The 16,105-nt window shown below is 70.4% G+C and carries 14 protein-coding genes and 1 pseudogene; 10 read left to right on the forward strand and 5 right to left on the reverse strand.

From position 1 onward, the window contains the following. Positions 1–30: 30 nt before the first annotated feature. The 4 genes from AB0M27_RS03665 to AB0M27_RS03680 are packed head-to-tail and all read right to left on the reverse strand — an operon-like array spanning position 31 to position 3,573. Positions 31–657, reverse strand: coding sequence for a response regulator transcription factor (locus AB0M27_RS03665; RefSeq protein WP_365717481.1), 627 nt, complete (start codon positions 655–657; stop codon positions 31–33). Continuing rightward, positions 654–1,868 (reverse strand): sensor histidine kinase, encoded by a 1,215-nt coding sequence (locus AB0M27_RS03670; protein WP_365717483.1) that lies wholly within the window; start codon positions 1,866–1,868, stop codon positions 654–656. Before AB0M27_RS03670 ends, AB0M27_RS03665 begins: the two co-directional genes overlap by 4 nt. Next, on the reverse strand, positions 1,865–2,710 hold the full coding sequence (locus AB0M27_RS03675) for an ABC transporter permease (RefSeq protein WP_365717485.1): 846 nt from the start codon (positions 2,708–2,710) through the stop codon (positions 1,865–1,867). Before AB0M27_RS03675 ends, AB0M27_RS03670 begins: the two co-directional genes overlap by 4 nt. Further along, positions 2,707–3,573, reverse strand: a complete 867-nt coding sequence (locus AB0M27_RS03680; protein WP_365717487.1) for an ABC transporter ATP-binding protein — start codon at positions 3,571–3,573, stop codon at positions 2,707–2,709. The genes AB0M27_RS03675 and AB0M27_RS03680 overlap by 4 nt, the downstream gene beginning before the upstream one ends. 145 nt (positions 3,574–3,718) lie before the next feature. On the opposite strand from AB0M27_RS03680, the gene AB0M27_RS03685 reads away from it, so the two are divergent. The 3 genes from AB0M27_RS03685 (at position 3,719) to rpsD (ending at position 6,695) form a co-directional block, all read left to right on the forward strand. Beyond that, the gene (locus AB0M27_RS03685) at positions 3,719–4,372 is read left to right on the forward strand and encodes a vitamin K epoxide reductase family protein (protein ID WP_365717489.1); all 654 of its coding nucleotides are present in this window, start codon (positions 3,719–3,721) and stop codon (positions 4,370–4,372) included. A 47-nt stretch (positions 4,373–4,419) separates the two neighbouring features. After that, entirely contained in the window at positions 4,420–5,775 is a 1,356-nt protein-coding gene (locus AB0M27_RS03690; protein ID WP_365717491.1) for a replication-associated recombination protein A, read from the forward strand. 305 nt (positions 5,776–6,080) lie between these two features. Beyond that, complete coding sequence (gene rpsD, locus AB0M27_RS03695; protein ID WP_228618885.1) at positions 6,081–6,695, forward strand: 30S ribosomal protein S4; 615 nt, start codon at positions 6,081–6,083, stop codon at positions 6,693–6,695. A gap of 133 nt (positions 6,696–6,828) precedes the next feature. On the opposite strand, the pseudogene AB0M27_RS03700 reads toward rpsD, so the two are convergent. Next, positions 6,829–8,280 (reverse strand): annotated as a pseudogene (locus tag AB0M27_RS03700) (hypothetical protein). Between the two features lie 152 nt (positions 8,281–8,432). Here AB0M27_RS03700 and AB0M27_RS03705 point away from each other — a divergent pair. From AB0M27_RS03705 to aroC, 7 genes are all read left to right on the forward strand, one after another. After that, positions 8,433–8,867 carry a DUF948 domain-containing protein gene (locus AB0M27_RS03705; RefSeq protein WP_209438828.1) on the forward strand — a complete coding sequence of 145 codons (435 nt, stop codon included), beginning with the start codon at positions 8,433–8,435 and terminating at the stop codon, positions 8,865–8,867. Between the two features lie 16 nt (positions 8,868–8,883). After that, a complete protein-coding gene (locus tag AB0M27_RS03710; protein WP_365717494.1) occupies positions 8,884–9,243 on the forward strand; it encodes a hypothetical protein in 360 nt (119 codons plus the stop codon). Continuing rightward, entirely contained in the window at positions 9,243–11,915 is a 2,673-nt protein-coding gene (gene alaS / locus AB0M27_RS03715) for an alanine--tRNA ligase (RefSeq protein ID WP_365717496.1), read from the forward strand. Before AB0M27_RS03710 ends, alaS begins: the two co-directional genes overlap by 1 nt. Before the next feature lie 25 nt (positions 11,916–11,940). Then, positions 11,941–12,405, forward strand: a complete 465-nt coding sequence (gene ruvX, locus AB0M27_RS03720) for a Holliday junction resolvase RuvX (RefSeq protein ID WP_365717498.1) — start codon at positions 11,941–11,943, stop codon at positions 12,403–12,405. Positions 12,406–12,528: 123 nt separating this feature from the next. Continuing rightward, positions 12,529–14,205: an endolytic transglycosylase MltG gene (gene mltG / locus AB0M27_RS03725; RefSeq protein ID WP_365717500.1), complete on the forward strand. Its 1,677-nt coding sequence runs from the start codon at positions 12,529–12,531 to the stop codon at positions 14,203–14,205. Beyond that, positions 14,186–15,025: a shikimate dehydrogenase gene (locus AB0M27_RS03730; RefSeq protein WP_365717502.1), complete on the forward strand. Its 840-nt coding sequence runs from the start codon at positions 14,186–14,188 to the stop codon at positions 15,023–15,025. Before mltG ends, AB0M27_RS03730 begins: the two co-directional genes overlap by 20 nt. 163 nt (positions 15,026–15,188) lie before the next feature. After that, positions 15,189–16,105: chorismate synthase (gene aroC / locus AB0M27_RS03735; protein WP_365717504.1), on the forward strand; the 917-nt coding region annotated here is incomplete at its 3' end.

The raw sequence follows: 16,105 nt of genomic DNA on the forward strand, positions 1-16,105 counted from the left end.
ACGAGGGCGCCGGGCACTCCCGGCGCCCTCTCACTGTTCCAGCAAGCCGTACCGCATCGCGCTGGTGACCGCCGCGGTGCGGTCGGCGACTCCCAACTTGCCGAAGATCCGCAGCAGATGGGTCTTCACGGTCGACTCGCCGATGAACAACCGGCGCCCGATCTCGGCGTTGGTGCAGCCGTCGGCCACCAGGCGGAGGACCGCCGTCTCGCGGTCGGACAGCCGGGGCCGCTCCGGCTTGGTGCGGAGCTGGTCCACCAGGCGCGCCGCGACCGACGGGGCCAGCACGGTCTCGCCCCGCGCAGCGGCCCGTACCGCGTCCGCCAGTTCCCGCCGGGGCAGGTCCTTGAGCAGATAGCCCGCGGCGCCCGCCTCCACGGCGCGCAGGATGTCCCGGTCCGTCTCGTAGGTCGTCAGCACGATCACCCGGGACGGCAGCCCGGCCGCGGTCATCCGCACGATCGAGTCCACACCTCCGCCGCCCGGCATCCGCAGGTCCATCAGCACGATGTCGGGCCGCAGCTCGGCCGCCAGCGCCTCCGCCTGCGGCCCGCTCGCCGCGTCGCCGACCACCTCGAGGTCCGGCTCGGCGCTCAGCATGGCGCGCAGTCCCTCCCGTACGACGGGGTGGTCGTCGGCCAGGACGATCCGGATCACGGGGTCCGACTCCTCACGGCGGAAGCCACGGCGGCGGGGACGGGCAGGCGTACGGTCACCGTCGTACCGTCGCCGGGTGCGCTGCGCACCGACGCCGTGCCGCCCACCTCGGCGGCGCGGGCGCGCAGCCCCGCCAGACCGTATCCGCTCGACACGGCGGCCGGGTGGAAACCGCAGCCGTCGTCGCGGACGGAGACGGTCAGCGTCTCGCCGGCGTAGCCGAGCCGTACCTCGGCCCGTGTCGAACTCCCGGCGTGCTTCCGGGAGTTGGTCAGGGCCTCCTGGCAGGCGCGCAGGGCCACCACCTCCACGCCCGCGGGCAGCATGCGCACCGGGCCGGTCACCTCCAGCGTCGCCTCGTGCCGCGCGGCCAGGCGGTCCAGCGCGTCCGGCAGCGAGGCTCCCGCCAGGTCGGCGGGCGCGCCCCCGGCGACCAGGGCACGGGCCTCGGCGAGGTTACGGCGGGCCGTCTCGTCCATCAGGGCGAGGTGGCGACGGGCCTGCGCGGGGGCGGCGTCCAACTCGGCGTCCACGGCCTGGACCAGCATCAGCAGGCTGGTGAAGCCCTGCGCGAGGGTGTCGTGGATCTCCCGGGCCAGCCGCTCGCGTTCGGCGAGGGCGCCGTGCGCGGCCGACAGCCGGGAGATCTCGTGCCGACTGGCGTCCAACTCGGCGATCAGCTCGGCCCGTTCCAGGCTCTGCTCGATGATCCGGATGATCCAGCCACCGACGACCGCCGAGAACACCAGGGTCACCAGGGCGGACAGCGTGTTGACCAGCAGATCCTCGCCGCCCGGCCGCCACAGCAGGGCCCAGCCCGCGACCGGGACCACGTTGGTCACGGTCACCGCGATCAGCGCGTCGCGCATGCGCAGAGTCATGAAGCACTGGGGGATCAGGGTGAAGGCCAGGATCCGGGTCTCACCGGCCAGCACCGCGGACGGCAGGAACAGGGCCAGCGCCCCGGCCAGGTAGTACCGGGCGCGGCGCTCGTCCGGCGGGTCCTCGCCGAGGAGCCGGCGCCCCACGACCGCGTACCAGGGCACCAGCGGCACGAGAAGCCCGGCCGCGACGGCCCGGACCCACCACTCCGGATGCTCGGCGCCCAGCAGCATGGTCTGCGTGGCCAGCCAGGCCACAGCGAAGTACACGTCCCAGAGCAGGAACGAACGGTCCCAGGCGTGGACTCCGCGGGCCCTGTCACCCTTCACCCGTCGCGCCGGTTCTTCCACCGGAAGGTCAGCAAGCACAGCACCAATCCTCCGACGCACCAGGCGGCCAGCACCAGCGCGATCCGCCCGAACTCCCAGGCGTGCGCCTGCTCCAGGACCTTCGCCGAGTCCGGCAGGAACACACCCCGCAGCCCCTGGCACATCCACTTCAGCGGGAAGAGGGCGCCGAAGTCGAGCATCCAGCCGGGGATGGTGCCGACGGCGATGTAGACCCCGGAGACGAACTGCAGGACCAGGAAGGGGAGTACGACGACGGAGCTGGCGCTCTTCGCCGACTTCGGCACCGAGCTGACGGCGATACCGAGCAGCGCGCACGCGGTCAGGCCCAGCGCGAAGATCCAGGCGAAGTCGAACCAGCGGCCGGGGTCGGACGGCAGGTGGACGCCGTAGAACACCGTGCCGACGGCCAGCAGGACCGCGGTCTCCAGGACACCGGTGAACAGAACCAGCCAGATCTTGCCCAGGAAATAGGCCGCGGGCGGCATCGGCGTGCCCCGCAGCCGCCGCAGCACCTTCTCGTCCCGTTCCACGGCGATGGAGATGCCGAGCGACTGGAAGCTCGTCGACATGATCCCGGAGGCCATCATCGCGGGAACATACAGCTGGGAGGCGGTGACGCCGGTGTGCCCGACGTGGTCGCGGAAGATCGACGCGAACAGGAACAGGAACACCACGGGGAAGGAGAAGGTGAACACCACCTGGTCGCGCAGCCGGAAGAACTGTTTGATCTCCAGGGCGCCGCGCAGCAGCCCGATCGTCCAGCCGCCGGGGACCGGCCCGGCGGACTCGCGGGCGGTGGCCCGCACGGCGGTCGTGGTCATCGGGCGGCCTCCTGGCCGGTCAGCCGGAGGTAGACGTCCTCCAGGGTGGGGCGGGTAACGGTCAGTCCCGGTATCTCGCCGTCGAAGCGGTTCAACAGACCCGCGATCGTCCTCGTCGGTGTGTCGGTGAGTTCCGTGCGCGGGGAGCCGTCGCGTTCCGCCCACCTGACGGTGGCCTCGGTGCCGTACCGTTCGCGCAGCTCACCGGGCCGGCCCACGGCGACCACCCGGCCCCTCGCGACCACGGCGAGCCGGTCCGCTAGGGCCTCGGCCTCCTCCAGGTAGTGCGTGGTGAGCAGGATCGTCGTGCCCTCGTCGGCGAGCAGCCGGATCAGGTCCCAGAACTGCCGCCGGGCGGCCGGGTCGAAGCCGGTGGTCGGCTCGTCCAGGAGCAGCAGCTCGGGATCGCCGATCACGCCGAGCGCCACGTCGAGGCGGCGCCGCTGGCCGCCGGAGAGGGCCTTGATCCGGCTGTTCGCCCTCGCCTCCAGGCCGACCAGGCGGATGACCTCCTCGGGGTGGCGTGGGCGCGGGTAGTAGCGGGCGAAGTGCCGTACGGTCTCGCGGACCGTCAACTCCGCGGGCGCCGGTTCGTCCTGCCAGACGATTCCCACACGTGATCTCCACGCCCGCGTGCCCCTCGCCGGGTCGGAGCCGAGGACGGACACCTCGCCCCCGTCCCGTTCCCGGTTGCCCTGGAGGATCTCCACCGTGGTGCTCTTGCCGGCGCCGTTGGGCCCGAGCAGGCCGAACACCTCACCGCGCCGGATGCCGAGGTCGAGCCCGTCCACCGCGGTCACGTCCCCGTACCGCTTGCGCAGCCCCCGGACGTCCACCGCGAGTTCGATCGCGTGTGTTGTCATGCCCCCGAGCATCGGCCGGAACCGAACGATCCGTGACCACCGTGCGTACCTCCTTGTGTCCACCGAACGGTGGACACACACGTACGTGCGGCACAATGAACCGTGCCCGAAGATGGTCCAGCTCTCAAGTGACGGAATCGGCGTGATGAGCAAGACGACAGTCAACGTCTCCACGGAGTCGGGTCCCGAGCGTGCCGCCGACGCCCCGCGCGCGGTGGGCGGCAGCCGTGCCTTCGCCCTGCTGCTCGTGATCACCGGGGCGGCCGGACTGCTGGCCGCCTGGGTCATCACGATCGACAAGTTCAAGATCCTCGAGGCCAAGGTCGCGGGCAAGACCTTCACGCCCGGCTGCAGCGTGAACCCGGTCGTCTCCTGCGGCAGCGTCATGGAGAGCAAGCAGGCGGCCGTCTTCGGCTTCCCGAACCCCATGCTCGGCCTGGTCTGCTACGGCATCGTGATCTGCGTCGGCATGAGCCTGCTGGCCCGCGCCCGCTTCCCGCGCTGGTACTGGCTGACCTTCAACTTCGGCACGCTCTTCGGTGTCTGTTTCGTCACCTGGCTGCAGTTCCAGTCCCTGTACCGGATCAACGCGCTGTGCCTGTGGTGCTCACTGGCCTGGGTCGCCACGATCACCATGTTCTGGTACGTGACCTCGTTCAACGTCCGCAACGACTTCCTGCCGGCCCCGCGCTGGCTGAAGTCCTTCTTCGGCGAGTTCACCTGGGTGGTGCCGGTCACGCACTGCGGCATCATCGCCATGCTGATCCTGACCCGCTGGGGCAGCCAGCTCTGGGCCTGACCCCGGGCCCGGCCGCGTTGTCGGTGCGGTGATTTAGGGTTTCGGACGTGGAACCCGACCTCTTCACCGCCGCAGCGGAAGAACGCCAGGAGAAGGACCCGGCAGCCAGCCCCCTGGCCGTGCGGATGCGCCCGCGCAGTCTCGACGAGGTCGTGGGCCAGCAGCATCTGCTGGGGCCCGGCTCCCCGCTGCGCCGGCTGGTCGGCGAGGGCTCCGGGGGCCCGGCCGGACCGTCCTCGGTGATCCTCTGGGGCCCGCCCGGCACCGGCAAGACCACCCTGGCGTACGTCGTCTCCAAGGCGACGAACAAGCGGTTCGTGGAGCTGTCCGCGATCACCGCGGGCGTCAAGGAGGTCCGCGCGGTCATCGACGGCGCCCGCCGCGCCACCGGCGGCTTCGGCAAGGAGACCGTCCTCTTCCTGGACGAGATCCACCGCTTCAGCAAGGCCCAGCAGGACTCCCTGCTCCCGGCGGTCGAGAACCGCTGGGTGACCCTGATCGCGGCCACCACGGAGAACCCGTACTTCTCGGTGATCTCGCCCCTGCTGTCCCGTTCGCTGCTGCTGACGCTCGAACCGCTCACCGACGACGACATCCGCGGCCTGCTGGGGCGCGCCCTGACCGACGAGCGCGGCCTGAAGGACTCCGTCGGCCTCCCCGAGGACACTCAGGAGCACCTGGTGCGCATCGCCGGCGGCGACGCCCGCCGGGCCCTCACCGCCCTGGAGGCCGCCGCCGGAGCCGCCCTGGACAAGGGCGAGAGCGAGATCGGCCTGGAGACGCTGGAGCAGACGGTCGACCGGGCGGCGGTGAAGTACGACCGCGACGGCGACCAGCACTACGACGTCGCCAGCGCCCTTATCAAGTCCATCCGCGGCTCCGACGTCGACGCGGCCCTGCACTACCTGGCCCGCATGATCGAGGCCGGCGAGGACCCCCGCTTCATCGCCCGCCGCCTGATGATCTCCGCCAGCGAGGACATCGGCCTGGCCGACCCGGGCGCCCTGCCCATCGCCGTCGCCGCGGCCCAGGCCGTCGCGATGATCGGCTTCCCGGAGGCCGCCCTCACCCTCAGCCACGCCACCATCGCCCTCGCGCTCGCCCCCAAGTCCAACTCGGCGACCACCGCCATCGGCGCAGCCATGGAGGACGTCCGCAAGGGCCTGGCCGGCCCGGTCCCGCCGCACCTGCGCGACGGGCACTACAAGGGCGCCGCCAAGCTGGGCCACGCGCAGGGCTATGTGTACCCGCACGACCTGCCCGAGGGCATCGCCCAGCAGCAGTACGCCCCGGACGCGCTGAAGGACCGCGAGTACTACACCCCGGGCCGGCACGGCGCCGAGGCGCGGTACGCGGACGCGGTGGAGTGGACCCGGAAGCACCTCGGTCGCAGGCGGTCGTGAGCGCCCTGTAGACTTGCCCGAAGTGCTGAGTCCCGTGCAGTCAGAGCGGGACACCCAGCCGGAACCCACGGCCGCGAGGTCGTGATGTTCCAGGAGCGTCGCGCACCGTCGAACGGTGTCGCGGGCAGCCCACCACCACCCGGAGCTCCGGGACGGTCGGTGGGCCACTCGCGTGCTGCATGTATGTGCCCAGACCAGGGAAGCGGCTGCCCGGCAGGTCCCGCAAGGACCCGGCGGGTTTTCCCGGCTGCGGATGCGACCTCCCTAACCCTGACGAGCCGAAAACTACGAAAGAGATTGAGACAGTGGCGAACCAGTCCCGCCCCAAGGTCAAGAAGTCGCGTGCCCTCGGCATCGCGCTGACCCCGAAGGCCGTCAAGTACTTCGAGGCCCGCCCCTACCCGCCGGGTGAGCACGGCCGCGGCCGCAAGCAGAACTCGGACTACAAGGTCCGTCTGCTGGAGAAGCAGCGTCTGCGCGCGCAGTACGACATCTCCGAGCGCCAGCTGGTCCGCGCCTACGAGCGCGCGTCCAAGGTTCAGGGCAAGACCGGCGAGGCCCTGATCGTGGAGCTCGAGCGCCGTCTCGACGCCCTGGTCCTGCGTTCGGGCATCGCCCGCACCATCTACCAGGCCCGTCAGATGGTCGTCCACGGCCACATCCAGGTCAACGGCCAGAAGGTCGACAAGCCGTCCTTCCGTGTCCGTCCGGACGACGTCGTGCAGGTCCGCGACCGCTCCAAGGACAAGACGCTCTTCCAGATCGCCCGTGAGGGTGGCTTCGCCCCCGAGGGTGAGACCCCGCGCTACCTGCAGGTGAACCTCAAGGCCCTGGCGTTCCGCCTGGACCGCGAGCCGAACCGCAAGGAAGTTCCGGTCATCTGCGACGAGCAGCTCGTCGTCGAGTACTACGCCCGCTGACCCCAGCCACGGCGTAATACTTCAGCCCGCCGTCTCCCCGCCCGGTCCTGTCGGGCGGGCGAGGCGGCGGGTTTGTGCTTCCCGGCTCCGTCACGTTGCAGGCAGGTCCGGTGGTTCGGACGGTGCGGGCGCCCTAGGGGGCGCGTGAGCCCCGCGTGGAGTCGGCGGCGCGCTCAGTGGCTTCGGGGCGGCTCGCGCCCCCGCCGCCCTGGGGCACCGGTCCCCGTGGAGTCGGCAGCCCGTCCAGCGGCTGTATCGCGCCTCGCCCCAGCGCTCGGTCCACCGCCGTCGCGCGGTCCAGCCGGGCCCCTTCCCCCACACACTGCTCGTACCGGGCATCCCCCAGTGCCTGCCGCGCGATGGCCTCGCACTGCTCGTGCGGGGCGTTGTAGTACGCCGAGCCGAACAGGGGCAGCCCCACGGAGGGCCACATCCGGGCCGCCGCCCCCTGCAGCAGCGCCGCCTCGGCCGGATCGCCCTGGGCCGCCGTCACCAGTGCCAGCAGCTCCATCGACAGCACCGAACCGAGCAGGTCGTGGAAGGCGTGGGCGTTACGCAGACAGTCCGAGAGCAGCTCGCGCGCCGTGTCCTGGACGCCTTCCCGCCAGGCCGCGTACGCCAGCACATAGAGCGCATAGGAGCGGGCCCAGCGCTCCCCGTGGTCCTCGCACACCCGGCGCACGTCCTCGCACAGCCGTACCGCGTCCGGCAGGTCCCCCTGGAAGGCGCGTGCCATCGCCAGCTCCACCTGGCCCATCAGCACGTTGCTGCTGAGTTCGCCGATCTCCTGATAGCGGTCCAGCGCCGACCGCAGCAGCGTTTCTGCACGGGCCATGTCATCGGTGACCAGCGCCAGACAGCCGGTGCGGTGCTCGGCGTACGCCGCCGTCGCCGGATCCGCGACCCGCTCGGCCTGCTCCCGGCACTCCCGCAGCGCCGCAAGCGCCGGCACGGTGTCGCCCTGGAGGATCGCCACATAACCGAGGACCCACAGCGCCTTCAGCCGCGACTGGTCGTACTCCGACTCCAGCTCCACGCTGCGCGCCAGCCAGCGGCGGCCCTCCGCGAGCCGCCCGCAGCCGACCCAGCAGAACCACAGCGACCCCGCGAGGTACTGGCCGAGATGGGCCTCCTCCGGCTCGGTCAGACAGAACTCCAGCGCAGCCCGCAGATTGGGCAGCTCCGCCTCGACCCGCGCGGCGACCTCGCCCTGACGGGGCGAGAACCAGTCCAGCTCGCATCAGGTCGCCAGGCCCAGGTACCAGTCCCGGTGCCGCCTGCGCAGCCGGCCCGCGTCGGCGGTGTGGTCGGTCAACCCCAGCGCCTCCGCCACCGCGTACTCCACGAACTGCGCAGCGCGCACCGGCGCCAGCTCGACGCGCCCGGACCCGTCGGCCCATCCGGCGACGAGCCGCGCGGCCAGCCGGGACTTGCCGACACCGCCGACCCCGGTCACGGTCACCAGCCGCGCCACGCCGAGCAGGTCCGCCAACTCCTCGAGTTCCGCCTGGCGCCCGACGAACGTGGTCAGTTCCAGGGGCGGATCGCCGGCGGAGAGGGGATCTGGGCGCTGAGGACCTCGCATGGGACACGGAGCGTACTGAACCGTGTTCAGTGCGTACAATCGCTTCCCGCGACTCCGTCCCCGCCGCCCGGTAATCCGGTACGGAGCCCTGGCCACGGCGCGATAGGCTCGGACACGACTTTTTCGATGGTGAGGCACGTTTCAGGGAGCGGGTGCGCACAGTGTCCGGTGGAGAGGTGGCCGGGATCCTGGTGGCCGTCTTCTGGGCGATCCTGGTCTCCTTCCTCGCGGTGGCTCTCGCGAGGCTGGCCCAGACGCTCAAGGCGACCACCAAGCTGGTGGCGGACGTGACCGACCAGGCTGTCCCGCTGCTCGCCGACGCCTCCCAGGCGGTGCGGTCCGCGCAGACCCAGATCGACCGCGTCGACGCGATCGCCTCCGACGTCCAGGAGGTCACGTCGAACGCCTCCGCGCTGTCCACCACGGTCGCCTCCACCTTCGGCGGCCCGCTGGTCAAGGTCGCGGCGTTCGGCTACGGCGTCCGCAGGGCGCTGGGCGGCCGCAAGGAGGACGTGCCCGCTAAGGCGCCCCGGCGTACCGTGATCGTGGGCCGCACGGTCCCTGCCGCACGACGCAAGCGGAAGTAAGGACTGAGACCGAGCGATGTTCCGCCGTACGTTCTGGTTCACCACCGGTGTCGCCGCCGGTGTGTGGGCGACCACCAAGGTCAACCGCAAGCTCAAGCAGCTGACCCCGGAGAGCCTCGCCGCTACGGCGGCGAACAAGGCCCTGGAGACCGGTCAGCGCCTGAAGGACCGCGCGGTGGGCTTCGCGCTCGACGTCCGCGACAACATGGCCCAGCGGGAGTCCGAGCTGGAGGAGGCCCTCGGGATCCACGAGAACCCCGAACTCCCCGCCCCCCGGCGCCACACCGCCATCGAGAACGACCGCAGCAGCAACCGCAGCACACCGAAGTACATCGAAGCCCCGATGTACTCGTACAACCGGAATGAGGACCACTGATGGAGTCGGCCGAGATTCGCCGCCGCTGGCTGAGCTTCTTCGAGGAGCGCGGGCACACCGTCGTCCCTTCGGCGTCGCTCATCGCGGACGACCCGACTCTGCTCCTCGTCCCCGCCGGCATGGTTCCCTTCAAGCCCTACTTCCTGGGTGAGGTCAAGCCGCCGTACCCGCGCGCCACCAGCGTGCAGAAGTGCGTGCGCACGCCCGACATCGAAGAGGTCGGCAAGACCACGCGGCACGGCACGTTCTTCCAGATGTGCGGCAACTTCTCCTTCGGCGACTACTTCAAGGAAGGCGCCATCAAGCTCGCCTGGGAGCTGCTCACCTCATCCCAGGACGAGGGCGGTTACGGCCTCGACCCCGAGCGTCTGTGGATCACCGTCTACAAGGACGACGACGAGGCCGAGCGCATCTGGCACGAGGTCGTCGGCGTGCCCAAGGAGCGCATCCAGCGCCTGGGTATGAAGGACAACTACTGGTCCATGGGCGTCCCCGGACCCTGCGGCCCGTGCTCCGAGATCAACTACGACCGCGGCCCCGAGTTCGGCGTCGAGGGCGGCCCCGCCGTCAACGACGAGCGGTACGTGGAGATCTGGAACCTCGTCTTCATGCAGTACGAGCGCGGCGAGGGCACCGGCAAGGACAACTTCGAGATCCTCGGTGAGCTGCCGAGCAAGAACATCGACACGGGCCTCGGCCTGGAGCGCCTCGCCATGATTCTGCAGGGCGTGCAGAACATGTACGAGATCGACACCTCCATGGCCGTCATCAACAAGGCCACCGAGCTGACCGGCGTCCGCTACGGCGACGCCCACCACTCCGACGTGTCCCTCCGCGTGGTCACCGACCACATGCGCACCGCCACCATGCTCATCGGCGACGGCGTCACCCCCGGCAACGAGGGCCGCGGCTACGTCCTGCGCCGCATCATGCGCCGCGCCATCCGCAACATGCGGCTGCTGGGCGCCACCGGTCCGGTCGTCAAGGACCTCCTGGACACCGTGATCCGGATGATGGGCCGGCAGTACCCCGAGCTGGTCACCGACCGCGAGCGCATCGAGAAGGTCGCCGTCGCCGAGGAGAACGCCTTCCTCAAGACGCTGAAGGCCGGCACCAACATCCTCGACACCGCCGTCACCGAGACCAAGCAGGCCGGTGGCACGGTCCTCGCCGGCGACAAGGCCTTCCTGCTCCACGACACCTGGGGCTTCCCGATCGACCTCACCCTGGAGATGGCCGCCGAGCAGGGCCTCTCCGTGGACGAGGAGGGCTTCCGCCGCCTGATGAAGGAGCAGCGGGAGCGCGCCAAGGCCGACGCCCAGGCCAAGAAGACCGGCCACGCCGACATGGGCGCCTACCGCGAGATCGCCGACGCCGCCGGCGAGACCGACTTCATCGGCTACTCCGACACTGAGGGCGAGACCACGATCGTCGGCATCCTCGTGGACGGCGTGTCCTCCCCGGCCGCCACCGAGGGCGACGAGGTCGAGGTCGTCCTCGACCGCACCCCGTTCTACGCCGAGGGCGGCGGCCAGATCGGCGACACCGGCCGCATCAAGGTCGACTCCGGTGCCGTCATCGAGGTCCGCGACTGCCAGAAGCCGGTCCCGGGCGTGTACGTCCACAAGGGCGTCGTCCAGGTCGGCGAGGTCACCGTGGGCGCCAAGGCCCACGCCTCCATCGACAACCGCCGTCGCAAGGCCATCGCCCGCGCCCACTCGGCCACGCACCTGACCCACCAGGCGCTGCGCGACGCCCTCGGCCCGACGGCCGCCCAGGCCGGTTCCGAGAACCAGCCCGGCCGCTTCCGCTTCGACTTCGGCTCCCCGTCCGCCGTGCCGACGGCCGTGATGACCGACGTCGAGCAGAAGATCAACGAGGTGCTCGCCCGCGACCTCGACGTGCACGCCGAGATCATGGGCATCGACGAGGCCAAGAAGCAGGGTGCCATCGCCGAGTTCGGCGAGAAGTACGGCGAGCGGGTCCGCGTCGTGACCATCGGCGACTTCTCCAAGGAGCTGTGCGGCGGCACGCACGTGCACAACACCGCCCAGCTGGGCCTGGTGAAGCTGCTCGGCGAGTCCTCCATCGGCTCGGGTGTCCGCCGTATCGAGGCCCTGGTCGGCGTGGACGCCTACAACTTCCTCGCCCGTGAGCACACGGTCGTCAACCAGCTGACCGAACTGCTCAAGGGTCGCCCGGAGGAGCTGCCGGAGAAGGTCTCCTCGATGCTCGGCAAGCTGAAGGACGCCGAGAAGGAGATCGAGAAGTTCCGCGCCGAGAAGGTGCTCCAGGCCGCCGCCGGCCTCGCCGAGTCCGCCAAGGACGTCCGCGGCGTCGCCGTCGTCACCGGCCAGGTCCCGGACGGTACGACCCCCGACGACCTGCGCAAGCTGGTCCTCGACGTGCGCGGCCGCATCCAGGGCGGACGTGCCGCCGTGGTCGCCCTCTTCACCGTCAACAACGGCAAGCCGCTGACGGTCATCGCCACCAACGAGGCCGCCCGCGAGCGTGGCCTCAAGGCCGGTGACCTGGTCCGCACGGCCGCCAAGACCCTCGGCGGCGGCGGTGGCGGCAAGCCGGACGTGGCCCAGGGCGGCGGTCAGAACCCCGCCGCTGTCGGTGACGCCGTGGACGCCGTCGAGCGCCTGGTCGCCGAGACCGCCAAGTAACGGGCACGTAAGGAAACGGTCGGAAATGCGCAGAGGACGTCGACTCGCGATCGACGTCGGGGACGCCCGGATCGGGGTCGCGTCGTGCGACCCCGACGGGATCCTCGCCACCCCGGTGGAGACCGTCCCCGGCCGGGACATCCCCGCCGCCCACCGCCGGCTCAGGCAACTGGTGGAGGAGTACGAGCCGATCGAGGTCGTCGTCGGACTCCCGCGCTCCCTCAAGGGGGGCGAGGGCCCGGCCGCCGTCAAGGTCCGCGCCTTCGCCCAGGAGCTGGCCAAGGGCATCAAGCCGGTGCCGGTGCGCCTGGTGGACGAGCGGATGACGACCGTGACGGCCAGTCAGGGACTGCGCGCCTCGGGGGTCAAGTCGAAGAAGGGCCGCTCGGTCATCGACCAGGCCGCCGCCGTCATCATCCTGCAACAGGCCCTGGAATCCGAACGAGCGTCAGGTAAAGCACCCGGCGAGGGCGTCGAAGTGGTCATCTGATCGCGATACGGTAACGTTCCGCGCGATGTGTCGGTGTTCGAACAGTCGGCGCACAGCAAGAGGCGGAACGGAAGCGGGCCCACCGGCCGTGTGACCGGTCGGCCTCGCGGCTCTAGGGGATCGATGACTGAGTATGGCCGGGGCCCGGGCTCCGAACCGTGGCATCCGCAGGACCCGTTGTACGGGGACGGCGGATGGGAAGGGCAGCAGGCCAACATGGGCCAGCAGTCTGCCCACGGCGGCCAGCCGCAGCAGCAGTACCCGCAGCAGCAGTACCCGCAGCAGCCGCAGTACGGCGACTGGAACCAGCAGCAGCACCCCGGGTACGGCCACGAGCAGTACCCGTACTACGACGAACAGGGCCATCAGCAGTACGTCGGCCACCCCCAGCAGCAGTACCGGCACCAGGGCGGCTGGGACGCGGCGGGCGGCCACGGTCAGGTGCCGTACGCCGCCGACCCCAATGACCCGTACGGCCAGCAGCCCATGGCCTACGGCGGGCAGCAGCCCGACTTCTACGGCACCGAGGACGCCTACCCGCCGCCGGTGCCGCCCGGCCGCAGGCGCCCCGAGCCGGAACCCGAACCCGAGGACGTGCCCGAGGAGGAGAATCACCCCTTCTTCACGGGCAGCGGCGATGACGATGACGACGAGGAGCACGAGCTCCAGAACCGCGGCGACCGGCGCGGCAAAGGGAAGAAAGACGGCAAGAAGGGTCAGAAGCGACGCAACGGCTGTGCCTGCATGGTCGTCGTCCTGGTCCTCGGTGGCGGCGTCGTCACGGCGGGTTACTACGGCTACCAGTTCTACCAAAATCGTTTCGCCCCGGCGCCCGACTACACGGGGGACGGCATCGACCAGACCGTGACGGTCGAGATTCCCAAGGGCGCGGGCGGCTGGGACATCGGCAACCGTCTGAAGGAGGCCGGGGTCGTCAAGAGCGCCGAGGCCTTCGTGCATGCGCAGAACGGCATTCCGGGCGCCGGTGGAATCCAGGCCGGCGCATATGTCCTGAAAAAGGAGATGTCCGCCGCCAGCGCTGTGAAACTGATGCTCGACCCGAAGAGCCAGAGTTATGTCATCGTGACGCCGGGCGAGCGCAACGCGGGCGTCTACGAGGCGATCGACAAGAAACTCGAACTCTCCGACGGCACCGCCAAGAAGGTCGCCGAGACGGAATACAAGAACCTCGGCATGCCCGCCTGGGCGCAGAAGAGCGGCGAGGTCAAGGACCCGCTGGAAGGCTTCCTCTTCCCGGGCACCTATCCGGCTGCCAAGGGCATGAAGCCGGACGCGATCCTGAAGCAGATGGTCGCCCAGGCCAAGTCCAGGTACGACGCCTACGGTCTCACGTCGAAGGCCCAGGCCCTGGGCCTGAAGAACGCGTTCGAGCTCGTCACCGTAGCGAGCCTGGTGCAGGCGGAGGGCAAGACGCACGACGACTTCCGCAAGATGGCGGAAGTGGTCTACAACCGTCTGAAGCCCACCAACACCGAGACGAACCAGCTGCTGCAGTTCGACTCGACCTACAACTACCTCAAGGGCACCAGCAACATCCATATCTCCCTCAAGGAGATCAACAGCAACACCAGCCCGTACAACACTTACCGGCACAAGGGACTCCCGCCCGGTCCGATCGGCAACCCCGGCGAGGACGCGCTGAAGGCGGCACTGAATCCGACCCACGACGGCTGGATGTATTTCGTGGCGACCGACGGAGTGAACAACACCGAATTCGCCAAGACCCTCGCCGAATTCCAGCGACTCAAGGACAAGTTCGATGCCAGCTCGGGCAACTGACGCCCGCCGGGCCGCCGTGCTCGGTAAGCCCATCGCCCACTCCCTCTCTCCGGTTCTGCACCGGGCCGCGTACGACGAACTCGGGCTCACCGACTGGTCGTACGAGCGCTTCGAGGTGGACGAGGCCGGACTGCCCGGCTTCGTCGAGAAGCTCGGGCCGGAGTGGGCGGGGCTGTCGCTGACCATGCCGCTGAAGCGGGCGGTCATCCCGTTGGTGGACGAGATCAGCGAGACGGCCGCCTCCGTCGACGCGGTCAACACGGTCGTCTTCGCCGAGGACGGCCGTCGGATCGGCGACAACACGGACATCCCGGGCATGATGGCCGCCCTGCGCGAGCACGGCATCGAGCAGGTCGACTCCGCCGCGATCCTCGGCGCCGGCGCCACGGCCTCCTCCGCGCTCGCCGCCCTCGCCCGGATCTGCACCGGCGAGGTCGTCGCCTACGTCCGCAGCGAGGCCCGCGCCGCCGAGATGCGGCAGTGGGGCGAGCGGCTCGACGTGGAGGTGCGTACGGCGGACTGGGCGGACGCCGAGCAGGCGCTGCGCGCCCCACTGATCATCGCCACCACGCCCGCCGGCACCACCGACGCCCTCGCCACCGCCGTACCCGAGCGCCCCGCCACCCTCTTCGACGTGCTGTACGAGCCCTGGCCCACCGAGCTGGCGGCCCGCTGGTCCATGTTCGGCGGCGCCGTGGTCAGCGGCCTCGACCTGCTGGTCCACCAGGCCGTGCTGCAGGTCGAGCAGATGACCGGCCGCTCCCCGGCACCCCTGGACGCCATGCGCCGCGCCGGCGAGAAGGCCCTCGCCGCCCGCTGATCGCTTCGCCACGTCCGCCTTGTGGACCGGCGACCGGATTCCGGCCCCGGACGTGGGAGGATCGGAGGTGGCGGGCCGGGGTCGCGCACCCGGTCGCGCTGTCGCCGTACGCGAAGACGCGTGTACGCCGGGCAGTACCGGGCGCGAACACTGAGGAGCACCGTTGAGCAGGCTGCGTTGGCTGACCGCGGGGGAGTCGCACGGTCCGGCACTTGTCGCGACGCTGGAGGGGCTTCCCGCCGGTGTGCCGATCACCACGGAGATGGTGGCGGACCATCTGGCGCGGCGGCGGCTCGGTTATGGCCGTGGTGCGCGTATGAAGTTCGAGCGGGACGAGGTCACGTTCCTGGGCGGTGTCCGGCACGGGCTGACCCTGGGTTCCCCGGTCGCGATCATGGTGGGGAACACCGAGTGGCCGAAGTGGGAGCAGGTGATGGCGGCCGACCCGGTCGATCCGGAGATCCTTGCCGGTCTGGCCCGTAACGCGCCGCTGACCCGGCCGCGTCCCGGTCACGCCGACCTGGCGGGGATGCAGAAGTACGGTTTCGACGAGGCCCGTCCGATTCTGGAGCGTGCCTCGGCGCGGGAGACGGCCGCCCGGGTGGCCCTGGGCGCGGTGGCGCGGTCGTATCTGAAGGAGACGGTCGGTGTCGAGATCGTCTCGCATGTCGTGGAGCTGTGCTCCGTGAGGGCTCCGCTGGGTGTGTACCCGACGCCGGCCGATGTGGAGCGGCTGGATGCCGACCCGTTGCGCTGTCTGGACGCGGATGCCTCGAAGGCGATGGTCGCGGAGGTGGATCAGGCGCACAGGGACGGTGACACGCTCGGTGGTGTGGTCGAGGTGCTGGCCTATGGCGTGCCGGTGGGTCTGGGCTCGCATGTGCACTGGGACCGCAAGCTGGACGCCCGTCTGGCCGGTGCGCTGATGGGGATCCAGGCGATCAAGGGTGTCGAGATCGGTGACGGCTTCGGGCTGGCCCGGGTGCCCGGTTCGAAGGCGCACGACGAGATCGTCGGCACGCCCGGGGGTATCAGGCGTGTCTCCGGGCGGGCCGGTGGTACCGAGGGTGGTCTGTCCAC

It is taken from the genome of Streptomyces sp. NPDC052107 (genome assembly GCF_040680215.1).
In the GTDB taxonomy this organism is placed as follows: domain Bacteria; phylum Actinomycetota; class Actinomycetes; order Streptomycetales; family Streptomycetaceae; genus Streptomyces.

Excerpts from the sequence above, each read along its gene's own strand:
- AB0M27_RS03675 (WP_365717485.1), bottom strand. The coding sequence starts at position 2,710 with ATGACCACGACCGCCGTGCGGGCCACCGCCCGCGAGTCCGCCGGGCCG.
- AB0M27_RS03680 (WP_365717487.1), bottom strand. The coding sequence starts at position 3,573 with ATGACAACACACGCGATCGAACTCGCGGTGGACGTCCGGGGGCTGCGC.
- AB0M27_RS03685 (WP_365717489.1), top strand. The coding sequence starts at position 3,719 with ATGAGCAAGACGACAGTCAACGTCTCCACGGAGTCGGGTCCCGAGCGT.
- AB0M27_RS03710 (WP_365717494.1), top strand. The coding sequence starts at position 8,884 with ATGTTCCGCCGTACGTTCTGGTTCACCACCGGTGTCGCCGCCGGTGTG.
- alaS (WP_365717496.1), top strand. The coding sequence starts at position 9,243 with ATGGAGTCGGCCGAGATTCGCCGCCGCTGGCTGAGCTTCTTCGAGGAG.
- ruvX (WP_365717498.1), top strand. The coding sequence starts at position 11,941 with ATGCGCAGAGGACGTCGACTCGCGATCGACGTCGGGGACGCCCGGATC.
- mltG (WP_365717500.1), top strand. The coding sequence starts at position 12,529 with ATGACTGAGTATGGCCGGGGCCCGGGCTCCGAACCGTGGCATCCGCAG.
- AB0M27_RS03730 (WP_365717502.1), top strand. The coding sequence starts at position 14,186 with ATGCCAGCTCGGGCAACTGACGCCCGCCGGGCCGCCGTGCTCGGTAAG.